This window comes from bacterium (assembly GCA_022763185.1).
Taxonomy (GTDB): domain Bacteria; phylum Bdellovibrionota_G; class JALEGL01; order JALEGL01; family JALEGL01; genus JALEGL01.
This window is the reverse complement of record JALEGL010000005.1, coordinates 197,774-213,495: the sequence shown is the minus strand read 5'-3', so window position 1 is coordinate 213,495 and position 15,722 is coordinate 197,774. Positions and strand designations below refer to the sequence as shown.

Below are 15,722 nucleotides of genomic sequence, written 5' to 3'. Positions count from 1 at the left end.
GCATGATTCACCAGTTTGCTTGGTGGAAGATTTTAGATAAATAAGATATACTATTTTGAGCGTTATGTTGAATGTCAAAACATTGGTAGTGCTTATAGCAGGCGTCTGTGGGTTTTTTTCTGCCCATGCCCAAGATTATTGTGAACCCCCTGTGCGTGGTGTGTATGAATCAGGGCCAGAAGTCGACGGTATTTTTTCTTTTCAAGGCAAGGGCCAAGCTTTGGTGAGTGTGCAAGATGATTTTTTACTTGATCCAGGCAGACAAGCAGGGAAGTTTTTTTTGCATATGACGCTAGAAGATGTAAAAACCGAATTGCCCTTGGGAGCAGGAAAAAATAAACTGAACCCTATCAATCAACAGAACAATCTTTATTATGAAAGCTATGCTCAAGGTTTGGGCTTTTATTTTGACCAAAAAAAATTGGTTTTGATTGAAGTGAACAATGAAGATTATAAAACACGAGAAGGCATAGCTATTGGTTCAAGTAAGCAAAAGCTTGAGGGTATAAAAGATTGTCTAATCAGACAAACACAGTACCAGTGTTCAGGCATCAACTTTGTTTTATTGGATGAAGGAGTGAAAACAATTCACATTTTTGCCAAAAATGATTAAACTGTCCCCATGCAATTAACAACACCATATGTTTTCAATACAGAGTCTTCTCAACTATGTTCTGGCCAAATCTCTCCCCAGGACGTACCCATCTTAAAACAAGAAGGCTTTTCTCATGTGATTAATTTAAGAGGTCAGGATGAAATGCCATCCCCGCTAGAAGAAAAAAATTGGTTTGCTGATACGGGTATTGCCTACCATCACCTTAGTATTGCCAATGCCGGTGATTTATCAAAAGACAAAGTCAAAGCCTTTTCGGATATTTTAGACAGTATTGGATCAGAAAAAACCTTGGTTCACTGCGGTAGTTCTAACCGTGTTGGTGCTATGTATGCGCTCAAAGCATATTGGTTGGATGGTAAAAGCAAAGAAGAAAGTTTAAGCATAGGCCAAAAAGCGGGCTTAACAAGCTTAAAAGATACCGTTGTAAGCTTAATGAATTAAGTCATATTTTTTAATCAGGACTATACTATAAAGAAATCATCTATTTGTTTTTGTACTTGTGGTGCCTTGCAAGTTTGTATGGATATAATAAAGCGCAGCCAAGCCAGAAAAAATATTGGCCAAGCTTGCCGCATAATAAATGCCATTGAGCTCAAAGATAGAGCTTAAAACATAAGCCAAGGGAATATAAAAAATCAGGGTTCTTAAAATGGTGATCCACAAGGCAAGCTTTGGTTTTCCCATGGAAATCAAAGAAGAGTTGGTGTTGGCCAGAAAACTCAAGAAAATATAACTCAAAGCAACCCATTGCATGTATGTTGAAGCGCTATCAATAACGGCAGCATTGTTGCTAAAAAACTGGCTGATGTTTTTGGCAAAAATAACGCAGATGGATCCCATGAGTAGAAGAGTTACAGTTGAGCTTTTATTGGCAAAAGTAATGCCTTGTTTTAGACGATTAATAAGATGCGCGCCGTAGTTTTGTCCCGCATAAGGACCAAGACCAGCAGCAATACCCATCAATGGAATGGTAACAAAGGACTCTACTTTTGAAGCCACACCAAAACCGGCAATGGCTTCAGGACCATATTGGGCAATCATTTTAGTAATGATGGCAATGGATATTGGGCCAATCATATTGTTTAAAGCAGCAGGAATCCCTAAACGAATCAAGTCATGGACATGGCCCAGACTTTCTTGCATATTTTTAAACGGTCTCACCAACAATTTTTCTCGGTAATGCAAAACTATAAGCCCGGCAATGAGCGTAAAAATTCTAGAAATGATGGTGGCATAAGCGGCACCTTTGATGCCATAAGCTGGAAAGCCAAAATGACCAAAAATTAAAATGGGATCAAAAATAGCATTGACCAAGGCCGCAACTAACATCACAATGGCTGGGAACAAAGTATCTCCCAAGCCGCGGATTGCACCATTGCCCATCATGGGAATGAGTAAGAAAATAATGCTGTAATACCAGATCTGCATGTAATCACGAATCAGTGGCATTAAATGATCTTTGGCTCCCAAACTTTCAAAAACCCAATCCAAGCTGAGTTGACCTAGAAGAGAAATAAACATGACAATCAGCAGCGCAAAACATAAACAATCTGAAACGGTTTGCTTTATTTTTTGACTTTTTTGCTCACCCATCAAGCGAGAAATCATACTGGTCATGGCCATGGTCATGCCAAAAGAAATGCTGCCCACCAACATCACCACAGGAAAGGTAAAACTGATGGCAGCTAAAGCATCCGTCCCTAGGCGACCAATAAAATAAGTGTCAATTAAATTAAACACCATAATTGAGAAGACGCCTACCATCATGGGTAGGGCAAGCTTAATGATATGACCAGAAACAGGGCCTTGAGTTAAATCTTTGCGTTTCATAAAGAGTTAATCAAAGTAACATTGTGTTGCTCATAGGGTAAAGGAATATTTGGTTTTAAAGGGTTTGAGCATGATTATTTTCATGAATATTATTGCAGTAACTAAGGGGAAAAATATAAAAAATTTATTAAATCTTAATATATGCGTGCTAGATATCACTTGAAATGAATGAAGGATTTGTATTACTAAGTTCTGCTTTTACATTTGATCAAAGCGCAATGTCGACATTTAATTTTGTTATCATTACGATATCCAGTTTGTTGTCCGCGGTTAATCCATTGGGAGCATCGATGTTTTTTGTTTCGCATCCACATGTATCTTCCTCGAGGTTAACTCAAAAGTTAATGGCCAAAAAAGCCAGTTTGAGTGTTTTTGTTATTTTATTGCTGTTTTCAATCTGTGGTGAACTGGTTTTTAAGCTGGTGGGAATTACACTCAATGCATTTCAAATTGCTGGCGGTGTTTTTGTATTTGGCGTTGCGCTAGATATGCTTAAAGGTAAACACGTTAGAGCCAAAACTTTGCCTGAAGAACAAGCGGATGCTTTGGAAGAAGAGGATATTTCCATTATTCCATTGGCCATGCCTCTTTTGGCTGGGCCGGCCGCCATTACCATGGTGGTGGTGATGAAATCGAAAGCTTACAGTGCCTTTGAAGCCGGGTCAGTATATTTTTCAATAGCATTTGTCAGTTTATTTACATATTTGGTTTTACGCTATTCGCATATTTTACTGAAAAAAATTAAACCTTCTGGAATTAGAGTAGTGAATCGAGTGATGGGCCTGTTGATTGCTGCTATTGCTGTACAGTTGGTGCTCAATGGTCTAAGTCAAGCCTTTCCAGAAGCAAACAGCATTATCAGTATTGTTCGCTAAGCATTCTTAATAGTTGAATATTAACGGTAAAAAATAAATCAAGCTCCGTTTAAAGTTTAGGGAGAATGCGAATGCTTGTTTTTCTGAACTTGTTCATTGTGAGGACGCAAGGTTATTAATGGAACAGGGCTTAGCCTATGGATTGCATCCTCTTAAACAACCCTATTCTAAAAGTATATCGTTTATGGTTACTTTTGCTCAAGGCTTCACCACATTCAGCTTAAATTGTTCCCTTAGTCAACGGCATGAGGCTATGTATAAAAACATGCGTAAAAATAAAAAGCAGCCCAAACAATTTAGGCTGCTTTTATAAAGATGATCTATGGAAAGCTGTTTTACTTCTTAGCTTTTAAGACCACATCCAATTTAATTTCATCTTTGATGAGCTTGTCCCCAAGCTTTTTAACTGAGAAAAAGCTTCCAGAGTTGTATTTGACATCAAACTTAGCTCTATTGAACTTAATATCTTCTGCTTTGGCAGTGATACTGTCTTTTTCTTGTGTAACATCTGCATCAAAGCTAATGGACTCTGTTTTATCTCGGATGGTTAAATCACCTGTAATAGTGTGTTTTCCATCTTTTTTTGCCTTAACATCTGTGATCACAAATTTAGCAGTTGGGTGCTTTTCTACGGCAAAAAAGTCATCAGATTTAAGATGGTCAACCAATTTTTTATTGTATTTTTTATCTTCAACGTCTGTATTAACAATGCTGGACATATCAATGACAAATGAACCGCCAGTGAGCTTATTTTTTTTCATTTCAAGTGAGCCTTCACTTATAGAAATGGTACCAACATGCGTATCACCTGTAATTTTTTCTCCAGTCCAGGAAAGGGTGCTTGCATCTTTATCCACAGCAAGAGTCTTCACCTTTTTTGCCGCAAATGCTGCAGGCACCATGGCCAAGCTTAATAACGTTAAAACTAATTTTTTCACAAAAATCTCCTTTTTTAAAATGTGAATGATATTGATATCGTTTGGACTAAGTTTAAGCACTTAAAATGAATTGGCAAGATCTTGCTTAAAAAATATTTTTTATATTGTAAGCCCTTTGAAGCTAATGATCAAAACGATAAACCCAGGAATGACTTTTTCCTAAATGGGTAAAGCTTAATGTGTTTAAAGCCAGCGCACTTTGCTCAGAAGACTCACTGACAACAAAGTCTGCTCCATGCTGTTGAGCAAATTGTTTTCTAACACATACATTTGCCCGGTAAACACCTTGCTTTCTATATTTTATTAAAGTACCGCCACCAAATAAAAAACCAATCTTATTGTACAGTTTGATCCAACCTACACCGGCTGGTTGATCATCAAGGAAACTAATATAGGCAGCCACACGTTTTTTAGAGTCTAAGACTTCATGTTTTAAACCGTTTTGAAAATATTGAGCTAAGGTTTCTGAAGGCGGTCCAAAAATGTGTTCAAGCAATGAAAGTAAAAGCTTAAAATCTTGATCATTTTGAACACGTCTATGGTTTATTCTGTTGGATGTAGCAATCGCTGTATCGGTTGCGGTATAGAAAAAATCTAAAATGCGTGGGGGCTCAAAGTTTAAGTCTTTTAGCAAGTCGGGTGAAAAGGTAAGTTGAGGCAGTGGGAAAAGCCTAAGTTCAAAAGCTTTTCTTTGTTTCTTTTGAGCCAATTTAATTTCGTGCTTAATGAGTGCTATGAATTTTTCCTGTGAACAAGCTTTTTTGAGATGCAAACTGTAATAAAAAGCAGCGTCCCCAGGACCAATGTAACGATCAATATATTCAGTATGTTCAACTTGCATATGATTATCCGGCATACTTACATCAGGTGAAAACATGTTGAGTAAAGCCGTTTCAAATTCTGAGGGGTACTTTTGATGCATGCAAAGCTTATTTTCTCTTATTCAGCTTTTTACCAATTTTAGTCATGGATTGAAAAAGCGGAACTAAATCTTTGCCCACAGGTCCCAGGCTGTATTCTACTTTAGGGGGTTTGCAGGGAATAACTTTACGTTTAACAATAAATTCAGATTCAAATTCTTTTAAACGTGTGGTCAGCACTTTATCAGAAATGTTATTTAAGGCTGTTTTAAGTTTTCCATAAAACAAAGGCCCATGACTAAGATGGTAAATAATCTCTAATGCCCAAGCCCTCGAAATAATTTTTGCACATGCGCGGATGGGACAAATGTCTTGTGAAGAATTCATACTTACTTTTACCCTGATACTTACCAAAAGTTATCTTATGTGTTATAAACTTGTCAATTGAATAAAATTTTTTAGGCCAGTTTTTTAGATGGCGTACAAAGGTTTCAATACAACGAAAGGGTGAGTATGAGTCAAAGAAAAAGTCACAGCAGAAAATTAAAAAAACAGTTTATCAATCGTTGGTCACCTCGGTCTTTCATGCATAAGGATGTAGAGATAGCAGAGCTAGAAGCATTATTTGAAGCAGCTCGCTGGGCACCTTCTTGTTTTAACGAGCAACCCTGGATGTTTGTTTATGCCAAAAAGCAAGACGATTTAAAACGCATGCAGTCTATTTTGAATGATGCCAATCAGGTTTGGGCCAATCATGCACCGGTACTTATTGCAGTGTTTGCAAGGAAAAACTTTAGTTCTACTGGGCAGGAAAATGATTGGGCAGCTTTTGATGCGGGCGCTGCTTGGATGTCCATGGCTTTGCAAGCACAGGCTATGGGTATGATATGCCACTCTATGGGAGGCTTTAAAGCCAATGAAATTTATGATGTTCTTAATGTTGATCAAGAAGAGTATCAGGCCATGTCGGTTATTGCTGTAGGTTATCAAGGGGATAAAGAAAATTTACCAGAAAACTTACGTGAAAAAGAAGAGCCTAACCAGCGTCGACCCGTAGAAGCATTCACTTTTGAAGGGACGTTTTAAACACTCATCATACAGCAAAGTTTTAGATACCATGCGAGCATATGGCCATTTTTAATGGTTTTATGTTTATTAAGATTTGGATAAAACAAAGCATCGTAGTATGTGGTTTTTATGGATATGTTGTTAGAGCAGTTAGATACAATTGATTACATAACACCGGTACTGATCTTTTTTGCGCGTCTTTTAGATATGACCTTGGATACTGTCAGAGTGATTTATGTTACTCGAGGTGAAAAATACACAGCGGCAACATTGGGGTTTTTTCAAACACTGATTTGGGTTTTTGCCATATCTCAAGTGATAGCCAATTTAGGTGGTTTTCTCAATGCCTTTGCGTATGCCGCAGGATTTTCTGCGGGTACATTTGTTGGGATATATGTTGAAGGAAAACTTGCCCTGGGCAAGGTAATGCTCAGGTTGGTAACGCGAAAAAACTCAGATGAGTTGGTCAGTGTTTTAGAACAGGAAGGCTATGGTTATACGGTTTCTAAAGGAAACGGTCATCATGGTGAGGTAAGTATTATTTATATTGTTGTGGTGAAAAAGCTTTTGAAGGAATGCATGGATTTGATTCGGCAATATCATCCAAGATCGTTTATTTCAGTGAGTGAGGTAAAGGAGGCACAAGAAGATATCATGCCACCTTATAAAAGATATTCTACTGGGTTTTCTTGGATGCAAATGTGGAAACGCTAGATTCACATTCATGATTTCTTGGCAACAAAAAATGATTTTTGCGTTGCAATAAATTTAAAAAAATAAAAAGACAAATCAAAAAAATAGGGCACAATATTCTTAATACGCGAGCTGCGTAAGAAAGGATATTGTTATGAAAAGATTTTTAAGTTTAGCTTTGGTTTTACTTGTGTCGAGCAGTGTTGCTCAGACGCAGATAACGGCTAAGTCAGGTAATGTTAATATTAGAAATATACCCAGCACTAAAGATACGGCAACAGAAAAAACAAAAGTTGTGGGGTCAATTGATGATAGAGGAACCTACATGGTTGAAGGTCGTCAAGAAGATGCTACTGGACGTCTTTGGTATAAAATCAGTGAGGGCTGGGTAGCAGGATGGTTGGTCAGTGAAGTGAAGCAGTTATCGATTCATGGAGATGAAACATCCACATCCAGCAATGATGCATCTTATGATGATAGTGTTTACACTGACAGCTCTGATGGTGACAGCAGTGAAGTTATTGATTCATCTGCTGCGGAGGATACTTCAGCTTATGATGATGCAAGTACAATGGACGATTCATCCATTGATGATGTAATGTCAGATGATGAGAGTAGTGAATAAACGATAGTTCAGTTCAATAAGTGCCCAGCAGTTTTTGCTATAGGCAAAAGGCGTGCCTGGGCACCCAAAAAAAATTTATAGTTTTATAATAAGTCTTGGCATAGAAAACTTTACCTGCGCCAACGAACAGACACAAAGTTAAGGTTTTTGCTTGAAAAGATCAAGAGGAGTTTTTTCAGGTTTGAATTCGCCGTTGATGTTTTTCCAGCTAGAAAATGAAAAGCCTATCATGTCGCCATCTTTGAGTTCATAGTTTCCTATGCCTTTGGGAGAAAGCTTCCATTGCTTGTTTTCCAAATAAAAGAAAGCCCAATCATGGGCACGACCGTTAATTTTTTTACGCGTCACACCGTTTAGCGATAAAACAAGCACTTCAGGTTTTTTATAGCCTGGATGGTATTGTTTTTCTATATGGGCTTTTTCTAAAACATCATAAGCAGTAAGCGTGTTTTGGTCAAAACTAACAATCTCAAAAAAAGCCGATCCCTGATCTTTTGGATCAATCACCAAGGCTATTTGGATTCCGGGTTGATCTTTTAATTCGTTGAACTGTTGAACAAATTTTGGTGTAACGAGGTCAACAGACTCAGCATCCGTCATAACTGGTTTTTTACCTAACATATCCTTAAGTTGATCACAGCTGGAGAAAGCTATGGATAGCATGAAAATTAAAGCGAGCTGTTTCAGTTGATGAAGGGCTGATGTCATGAATTGAGTTTTAGCAATATAGTGTGCCTTAGTCAATTTGTCTTGATAAACCTTAAAAGACATGTTGGTTCATGGGTAAAAACGACGAACCATTTTATTATCCAAACACAATACGCTGACTAAGGCCGAGGAGTTGGATTGAGCATACGCGGAGTCAGGTCAGGGATATATTTAGAGCCTTGTTGAGACCAAGACGTTAAGGATAATCCAAGGATTGCGCCATCTTTTATTGAGAAACGTCCTATGCCAGTATCAGCAAGAAGCCATTTTTTATCTTTTCTAAAGAAAAAAGACCAATCTCTTCTTTTGCCTGCTACCTTTTGAGCGGACACACCGTTGAGACCCAAAATCATGAAATCTGGAGGTAAATATCCAGGGTAGTAACTTTTTTGAATGCTTGCTTTCTCAATTGCATCATAAGCACTGGCTGTTTCTTCTGATAAGCTGACAATTTCATAGTGAAGTTCACCTAAATCGTGTGGGTCAATCACAATACCCACTTGAATACCAGCATCACTTTTTGCTTCATTAAGAGCAGTAACAAATTCACTGGCACTGGTAAATATTTGTGCATGCGACACAAGGCTTATTGCAAATAAGACTGTAGAGAAAAGCAGTGCGCTTAAAGATTTTGTGTTCATGGTTTTGTCTCTTTCTTCTTTTTAAGTTTCGTTTTCTATTTGCTCAAAATAATGATTCAACTCTATACTGTCAATGCCAAAGCCAGCAAGCGGCATAATTTCCTTTTGGCAATAATTAAATAAGTCTTTGTTTACTTGTTCAGCGTCAACTACCATAATTGCATCAATGGAATCAATACCAAAAAGTTCTAAGTCAAAGCCAGCTTTTCCAGAGCCATAGGTTCCCATGGCAATATGCCCAATGTGAATATCTTGTGTGTCTTGCTTAACATAAATATCAGCCCGTCTTCGTTTACCTAAAGTTTTAGGTGTGGGTACGTGTATTGAAAAATCAATTCCAGGTTTATCAAGTACTTTATGATGGGGTAAAAAATTTACAGTTAAGGTGCCATTAAAACCCAAGGATTGAATTTGCTTGTCTGTATGGTCAAAGTTGAGATCATTGTAATCAGGTAAACCTTGTATGCGTAATAAGGCATCGGAGGCATCAAAATATTTTTCTTCTAGACATAAACCGGGATCGATTTTTATGGTGTAATCGTAAGGCGACCGTTCTTTAATGATTGGGGCTGTACTATCTGGGGAAGTGCTTTTTGGTTTATCTTGTTGTGTGTTAGCCATAGACACTTGTTCTTGTTGACTTTCTTGTGAAGCTTGTTTTTTGAACGGTTGTTGCTGTGTTCGTTTTTGAGTTGTGTTGAAGGTCGTTGTGTTGGCCTGATGAAGCTTTTTCATTGCAGCCGATTGTGATTGTTGGGGTTTAGCTTGGCGGCTGTTGGGGGGAGAGACTTTTTGAGTATTTGAAGCTATGAGCGAACCCATTGTAAAGGTCTCATCGTTAGCTTGTTTATCAAGAGCTTCAGAGTTGTTTAAAACGCCTTCTTCAGAGAAAAAACTATGGCGTTCAAAGCTTTTATTATTAATGCGCTCTAGGGCTACAGGATTTTTTTGCTCATCTGGAGATTGATATAGTTTTTCAGTTGAAGGTGGCATTTGATAGGAGGCAGTGGTTAAAGGTAGGGAGCTTGTGTTTTTTGCTGGCGTGGGCTTTTTGAGCATAGGTCCAGAAGAGCTTTTATTGATAGGCTCCATTGAGTCAAACACAGCATGTTGAACCAAAGTTTTTTCTACAGTTTTAGATGTTGATTGAGAAGGGGCAACATAAGGAGTGCTTGAAACAATAGGGGGAGCGTTAGAACCTTGTGTGTGTTTGCTATCAGGCTTGCCAAAAACCAATACATAGATAAAACATATTGCACCGACAAAAAAAGTTGCTAAGAGTTCTTGTTTTTTGTCTTTTTTTGGGTTCACAAAGGATAAATTACTTTTTAACCCAGTTTTGTACTGTGGCAACAAAGCGGATTTTGTTTAGGTATTGATAGCCATAAACCAAAATCGGGGTCCATACTAAATTACTGATCAAAGTCATTCTGAAAAAAGGCAGCGCAGATTTATAACAAGCCATCAAGCCGGATAAATTTTTACTGTACATGCCGGATGTGGCCCAAACTGCAAAGTTGGTAATAATAAAAAAGGATAGTGCACCTGTAAGGGCGGCTAGAAAAACCCCACCTTTAACATTTTTTAAAGCACGCCCTAAAAATGTTTGAGCAATAAAAGCTAGATAAACAAAGAGCGAAATACTGCTTAAAAAAGTATAGCCATAAATTTGTGCCAGTAAAAAATCACTGACAATCATGGCCACAACAATGGATAAAACAGCTTGTTTTTTAGACTGAGTTCTCCCATTTAAGATGGCCAAAGCACCCACAGGTGTGAAATTAGGCGCATGCGGAAATACACGAAACAAAGAAACCATAAGCGTTGTAAAAATTGTTTGCATAGTTTTCTGGATGTAACAACTTAATCTTTTTCAGTCAATCAAAGGCATGAGATTTTTTTTATAGCTTGCAAGGTCGTTTTAAAAGCACATAAAACGACCTTATGTTTAGAGAAATGATGGTTATAAGCATTCAATGTTTGCAGGTATCCAAAGGTTTAGACTGCCATCTACATTGTATTTGCACTGAGCTTTTTCAAACATATCATGAATGTGTCCAATGAAAGAAAGGTTGTTGACTTCACAATGACCATTGGCAAAGTCACACAGCTCTTGCAAAGCATCTTTTTGATTGAAGTGTTCACCGTAGGTGTTGATAAATTCACCATCGAGTTGTTCTAGGTTGATGTTGATGTCTTTAATATCAAAACCCAAAAGTCTAATGGTGTGGACTCTGATTTTATTGTATTCAGGATCGTATTCACCATCGTAATGTTTTATTGTTCGACTTAATTCAGATTCACTGAGTAAAGTTTCAGCAGAGTCTATATCGGTAATTTTCAGTCTGTCGCCGTTATCCAAGCTGATGTAAGCAGGTAAGATGTCATGAAATACACGATAGGCAGCTTGTTCCTGATTGGTGACGGCGCCTCTTTTTGCCATGTTTGGATAGCTTATACCAAGCATTCTCTCAACAGAGGGTTTGAGCGCTTGGTGAAAGTCAGCAACCACTTTTTTTCGGGCTTCATTGGGATTGAGGCCCTCATCTTGAAGATAGGATTTGAAACGCTCAATGACAAGTTGAGTGATGGTGTATACAGGAGCATTTTCAGAGTTTTTTTTGTTGCCTCCTGTCTGCCAGTAACCGGCTTCATACCAATCATTGGTAATCAGCTTGCCTTCTTTATCGTTGGCAAAAACAGTGCTTAAGTCCAAGCGACCATTTTCTCTGCTGATTTCATCATCTCTATCCCAGCTGAACATATCATGTGAGGCTAAACCTAGAATTCCGATATCTTTGACCAAAATCCGTCTTGTGGGATCTTTTTCTTGTGCAAAAAGCGAAGAAGAAAAAAGACATAAAGAAAAAATAAAACCTAAAAACTTCAATTGATGAACCATCTCATACTCCTCAAATAATATTTAAAAACAGTTTAAATTTAAAAGCACGCTAAGGCGGTGACGTTCTATTAAAGTTGAAAGGATGTGAAACCAAATAAACAACCCATAAAATTTTGCGCTTAGCGTGCCAGTTAGTCTTATTGATATTCGTTATCATTTATAAGTCAAGAAAATAATCAATAATGATAATAGATATCATTATTAAAAATGCTTGACTTTAAGCAGCAGTTAATATTGATAGTGGTTATTAATATTGATTTTAAAAATAACTTTATTATTTAAACACCAGGGAATAGGGGAAAAAATGAAAAGAATAGTTTTAGTTTTAATGGCCGTTTTGTTGACGTCAAATGTCTATGCACAAAGAAGGTCAAGCCGTTGGTCCAATATATCAAAATCCAAGGTTAATTTATCAACATTAAAAGCGCCGTCAATTTTTGCTTTTGGATCATCTGATAAACAGAATAATCAAAAGCAAAGTCAATCCAATGCTTCTTATAATTTTGAATTTAATGATGCTGAGATAAAGGGTTTTGAGTTGATTTCTTTAAGTGTCTGTAACCAAGGGCGAGAGGAAAACTGTCAAAGCTTAAGTGGAAGTTATGAACAAAATTATACCGATAACAATACTCTGCATGTAACCGTTGACTATGAGCTGGAAGTTTGTGAGCTTCAAGATGACGGTACACAACGGTACTTTCGATTTACTTTCTCAGATGATCAAAACACAAATTATCAACCTGTGATTTACACCATCTGTAACTGATAACGGCTCATAAGTTTATTCATACAAACAGATACTTGCGGAGACTCTTTGCTACAGAGTCTCTGTTTGCAATGGAGTGTAAACCAGCTTATCAATGCTTAAGGTTTACCCTATGTGTTGTTAGGCCTAGAAATGTTCACAATGCGTTTAATCGTAGGCTCATTAGAATTGGGATACTGTTGGGCAAGCTTAAGTTTATCCAACAAAATATTGAGGGTTTCTTGCTTTAAGTGCATCTCATTCATACCAATCTGTAAAATATAACCGCCACAATTACATGTGCATGCCTTAAGGGATAAAGGTTTTTTATCTATCATTTAATAATGATAATCATTATCTTTTATTTTTGCAAACTAAATCTTGTTTCGCTTGGTTTGAGTGTCTGATTATTCTGGGTGAAAAACTTTCATATTTTTTAAGATGCTGTAAACTTCTTGAATAAAGTTAATAAATCACCAGCAACAACAAGGAGTATTTACGATGAATCTGAAATCCCTAGGCTATGTGGCGCTGTCTGCGCTGATTGTTTTTTTAAGTGCATGTTCAGAAAGCTTGCTACCCGAGGTGAAACCTGATGAAACGGCGCTTTTGCCCAATATCAATGCCTATTGTTCTGAGACCAACCCGGCCAGCTACTGCCGTACTGATTTTGATGACAATGAAGCGCAAATATTTTTATTCAGCAAAAGTTCAGATCAACAGTCTGCATTTGCAAACTGCGCCAGCATTGAAAGTGCATTAGAAGCACAAACCTTTGACTTATCTCCAGTGGCGGTAGGTCTTTCTGAGATTGATTGTGAAGATGACGGAACCAATACCTTTTGTCATTTAGAAGACCGAGTGAGTTGGGAAGGCGCTGAGTTTGGAAATCTTTTAGAGTTAGAAAAAGATGATTACCTTGTACTTGTAGTGTTTAAAACCAGTGAAGATGAAGATATTGTAGAGCCGGAGCCAGGGGATTATATTCAATGTGCACAAATGACTTTGGAAGAAGATACGGTTGAAGAAGATTTTGATCTGGACGCCTCAACAGATACATTAAATGTAGATTGGCCATTTGTTCAGATTCCAGGCATTAGCTTTACCTGTACAGAAACTGCCAATGCAGACTGTACCGTTGCCCAAAACGGTGCTGATGTCGCCTATGCTTTTTATAAAAATACCAGTTGCTCAGCCATACAGACTGGGGTTGAAGATGCACTGATCACAGCAGACAAGCATATTGTGGGCGATACCACATCGCTATGTCAGGATGTTACCAGTCCAGAAAGCTGTGCAGCAGGCACTCCCAGCGACTGGAGCTATGATGGAGGATCGACCACAGAAGATATTTTAGCTGGGTCGTATGCTGTTGTTGCCCACATGGGCGATACTTCTGGCTTTCCTATTGAGGGCGACGTTGTCAGCTGTAAAGAAGTCCAGGTTGATCAAAGTGTTTCAATGATCAGCTTGCAAGAGTCAGATTTACTGAGCATCACCTGGCCAACATTGGCTTCTTTGGAGCAGGTGGATATGAGTTGCAGTGAGACGGCCAGTGAAAACTGTACAGTTGACTCTATTGATGGCAACGAGGGTTTTCATGGTTACATTAAAGATCAAAGTTGTGCTCAAATTTTATCTGCTTTAGAAGCGGGCAATCAAAATTCTTTGGATATGCATGCTCAAGGTATGGGCACAGCATCGTGTAATGACTCCAATCCAGATACTTGTTCTATGTCAGTGAGTTCTTGGGCCAGTGGAGCTGATGGTGGGCCGTCAATGATGACAGAAGTTCCGCAAGGCAATTATGCGGTAATTTCATTTGTTGATCAGTTGGGAGACGGAAATCCAACTCCAGGAGATGTGTTGCATTGTAAAGAAGTAACTTTAACCACTACCCCAATCGGTAACATTGCGCTAGACAATGATGATTTGGTTGAGCCAGAATACCCCATAATTTTTGTTCCTTCCTTAACGGCTATCTGTGATGATTCTGCTGGAGGCAGCACAGATTGTGTGGCTGCTTTAAACGGGAATGATGCCAATTTCTTCTTTTTCCCTGCAACGTCGTGTTCAAGCCTATTAAGCGGCGGTGAAGTCCAACCCACGCATTTTTCAGTGGTTGCAGCATCCTGTGATGGCAGCACACCCAACACCTGTACACAAATGGTGATGTCGGATGAATGGGAAGATGAAGACTTTGAAACCGTAAACTTCATTGAAAAAGGCAATTATGCAGTGGCTGGCTTTATCAATGCCAATGGTCAAGGAGAAGAGCCTGAGTCAGGTGATCCGCTGTGGTGTAAAGAAGTGGTCTTAGGATCATCAAGCAGCAGCTTAAGTTTAGGCAACGGCGATTTAATGAGCTTTTAAACTCAGAAAAAAAGCTTAAAAATAAATATAGTTAAACCCCATTGTTTTAATGCAATGGGGTTTAATATTTTTTATCTTAATTTTAACTGTAAATTGAAAAAAAGGTATAAACGTTAAATTTCTCAGTCAGAGTTAATGGTGCCAGGCATCTTTTTCGGATGTAGTGCAGCAATTTTTTGACTCAACAATAAATATTTTTTGAAATACAAAATCAAATGCCCAAGTAAGCGGTATATATTAGTATTCCGGGGACGGTCGACTGAATTTAAATTCTCTCAATTAAGGTAGCTGTCCCGGGAATTAAAACAACCCTATCGCAAAAAATATTTTCTTCTTTATAATTATCTTTCTAAAATAGAAAATTACATTCCTACTCTTTGTATATATCCATTATCAATATCCATTTTTAAAGGTAAATCTAATGTCTTTGCCTTTATCAAAAGAACAATTATTGCAGATGAAGCCTCGCTTGAAATAAAAACTTTACTATATGATATGAGATGACGAGTAACTCTAACTCCACCACCACTTGGATATGGTGACCTTCTATCTTGAATAGATATTTTAACGGCTGCTGATCCATCGTTTCTCAAATCAATTTCGTTTATATATACATCTTCGTATTCGAAATTATCTAGTCGTAAAGATGCATCTTCTTTATTGAACATAAAGCCTTCTGGAGGAGATACAGGATTTCGAACCTGTGGATTCCGAACCTGTGCAAAACTAATTGATGTAACTATACAACATATAAAAAAAAACTTTTGATTAAAACCATATCTCATAAAATAAACTCCTTTATTTAAACACAAAGTAACACCCTCTGATATCAGCAAGATTTATACCAG

The 15,722-nt window shown here is 37.8% G+C and carries 19 protein-coding genes; 8 read left to right on the top strand and 11 right to left on the bottom strand.

Annotation, left to right across the window (positions count from 1 at the left end):
- Nucleotides 1-64 precede the first annotated feature (64 nt).
- Nucleotides 65-613 (top strand): hypothetical protein, encoded by a 549-nt coding sequence (locus MRY82_02570; protein MCI5071813.1) that lies wholly within the window; start codon nucleotides 65-67, stop codon nucleotides 611-613.
- Nucleotides 614-622: 9 nt separating this feature from the next.
- Entirely contained in the window at nucleotides 623-1,057 is a 435-nt protein-coding gene (locus MRY82_02565; GenBank protein MCI5071812.1) for a sulfur transferase domain-containing protein, read from the top strand.
- A 36-nt stretch (nucleotides 1,058-1,093) separates the two neighbouring features.
- On the opposite strand, the gene MRY82_02560 is transcribed toward MRY82_02565, so the two are convergent.
- Nucleotides 1,094-2,446 carry an MATE family efflux transporter gene (locus MRY82_02560; GenBank protein ID MCI5071811.1) on the bottom strand — a complete coding sequence of 451 codons (1,353 nt, stop codon included), beginning with the start codon at nucleotides 2,444-2,446 and terminating at the stop codon, nucleotides 1,094-1,096.
- A gap of 218 nt (nucleotides 2,447-2,664) precedes the next feature.
- On the opposite strand from MRY82_02560, the gene MRY82_02555 reads away from it, so the two are divergent.
- Nucleotides 2,665-3,321: a MarC family protein gene (locus tag MRY82_02555; protein ID MCI5071810.1), complete on the top strand. Its 657-nt coding sequence runs from the start codon at nucleotides 2,665-2,667 to the stop codon at nucleotides 3,319-3,321.
- A 335-nt stretch (nucleotides 3,322-3,656) separates the two neighbouring features.
- Here the strand turns inward: MRY82_02555 and MRY82_02550 are convergent, their stop codons facing one another.
- The 3 genes from MRY82_02550 to MRY82_02540 all read right to left on the bottom strand — a co-directional run bounded on the left by MRY82_02550 (nucleotide 3,657) and on the right by MRY82_02540 (nucleotide 5,506).
- On the bottom strand, nucleotides 3,657-4,259 hold the full coding sequence (locus tag MRY82_02550) for a YceI family protein (GenBank protein MCI5071809.1): 603 nt from the start codon (nucleotides 4,257-4,259) through the stop codon (nucleotides 3,657-3,659).
- Nucleotides 4,260-4,380: 121 nt separating this feature from the next.
- Nucleotides 4,381-5,181 (bottom strand): hypothetical protein, encoded by an 801-nt coding sequence (locus MRY82_02545; protein MCI5071808.1) that lies wholly within the window; start codon nucleotides 5,179-5,181, stop codon nucleotides 4,381-4,383.
- Between the two features lie 7 nt (nucleotides 5,182-5,188).
- Nucleotides 5,189-5,506, bottom strand: a complete 318-nt coding sequence (locus MRY82_02540; protein ID MCI5071807.1) for a helix-turn-helix transcriptional regulator — start codon at nucleotides 5,504-5,506, stop codon at nucleotides 5,189-5,191.
- Nucleotides 5,507-5,632: 126 nt separating this feature from the next.
- Between MRY82_02540 and MRY82_02535 the strand changes: the two genes are divergently transcribed.
- From MRY82_02535 to MRY82_02525, 3 genes are all read left to right on the top strand, one after another.
- A complete protein-coding gene (locus MRY82_02535; protein MCI5071806.1) occupies nucleotides 5,633-6,205 on the top strand; it encodes a nitroreductase family protein in 573 nt (190 codons plus the stop codon).
- A 111-nt stretch (nucleotides 6,206-6,316) separates the two neighbouring features.
- Nucleotides 6,317-6,901, top strand: a complete 585-nt coding sequence (locus MRY82_02530; GenBank protein MCI5071805.1) for a DUF5698 domain-containing protein — start codon at nucleotides 6,317-6,319, stop codon at nucleotides 6,899-6,901.
- 133 nt (nucleotides 6,902-7,034) lie between these two features.
- Entirely contained in the window at nucleotides 7,035-7,505 is a 471-nt protein-coding gene (locus tag MRY82_02525; protein MCI5071804.1) for a hypothetical protein, read from the top strand.
- A gap of 138 nt (nucleotides 7,506-7,643) precedes the next feature.
- Here the strand turns inward: MRY82_02525 and MRY82_02520 are convergent, their stop codons facing one another.
- The 5 genes from MRY82_02520 to MRY82_02500 all read right to left on the bottom strand — a co-directional run bounded on the left by MRY82_02520 (nucleotide 7,644) and on the right by MRY82_02500 (nucleotide 11,756).
- Complete coding sequence (locus MRY82_02520) at nucleotides 7,644-8,276, bottom strand: DUF4430 domain-containing protein (protein ID MCI5071803.1); 633 nt, start codon at nucleotides 8,274-8,276, stop codon at nucleotides 7,644-7,646.
- 56 nt (nucleotides 8,277-8,332) lie between these two features.
- Nucleotides 8,333-8,854 (bottom strand): hypothetical protein, encoded by a 522-nt coding sequence (locus MRY82_02515; GenBank protein ID MCI5071802.1) that lies wholly within the window; start codon nucleotides 8,852-8,854, stop codon nucleotides 8,333-8,335.
- A gap of 21 nt (nucleotides 8,855-8,875) precedes the next feature.
- A complete protein-coding gene (locus MRY82_02510; protein MCI5071801.1) occupies nucleotides 8,876-10,165 on the bottom strand; it encodes a hypothetical protein in 1,290 nt (429 codons plus the stop codon).
- Between the two features lie 10 nt (nucleotides 10,166-10,175).
- Entirely contained in the window at nucleotides 10,176-10,697 is a 522-nt protein-coding gene (locus MRY82_02505; GenBank protein ID MCI5071800.1) for a hypothetical protein, read from the bottom strand.
- A gap of 120 nt (nucleotides 10,698-10,817) precedes the next feature.
- Nucleotides 10,818-11,756, bottom strand: a complete 939-nt coding sequence (locus tag MRY82_02500; GenBank protein MCI5071799.1) for a hypothetical protein — start codon at nucleotides 11,754-11,756, stop codon at nucleotides 10,818-10,820.
- Between the two features lie 304 nt (nucleotides 11,757-12,060).
- On the opposite strand from MRY82_02500, the gene MRY82_02495 reads away from it, so the two are divergent.
- Entirely contained in the window at nucleotides 12,061-12,522 is a 462-nt protein-coding gene (locus tag MRY82_02495) for a hypothetical protein (protein MCI5071798.1), read from the top strand.
- Nucleotides 12,523-12,632: 110 nt separating this feature from the next.
- Here MRY82_02495 and MRY82_02490 read toward each other — a convergent pair whose 3' ends face one another.
- Nucleotides 12,633-12,839 carry a hypothetical protein gene (locus tag MRY82_02490; protein ID MCI5071797.1) on the bottom strand — a complete coding sequence of 69 codons (207 nt, stop codon included), beginning with the start codon at nucleotides 12,837-12,839 and terminating at the stop codon, nucleotides 12,633-12,635.
- A gap of 163 nt (nucleotides 12,840-13,002) precedes the next feature.
- Between MRY82_02490 and MRY82_02485 the strand changes: the two genes are divergently transcribed.
- Entirely contained in the window at nucleotides 13,003-14,874 is a 1,872-nt protein-coding gene (locus tag MRY82_02485; protein MCI5071796.1) for a hypothetical protein, read from the top strand.
- A gap of 362 nt (nucleotides 14,875-15,236) precedes the next feature.
- Here the strand turns inward: MRY82_02485 and MRY82_02480 are convergent, their stop codons facing one another.
- Nucleotides 15,237-15,659, bottom strand: coding sequence for a hypothetical protein (locus MRY82_02480; protein MCI5071795.1), 423 nt, complete (start codon nucleotides 15,657-15,659; stop codon nucleotides 15,237-15,239).
- Nucleotides 15,660-15,722: the final 63 nt, after the last annotated feature.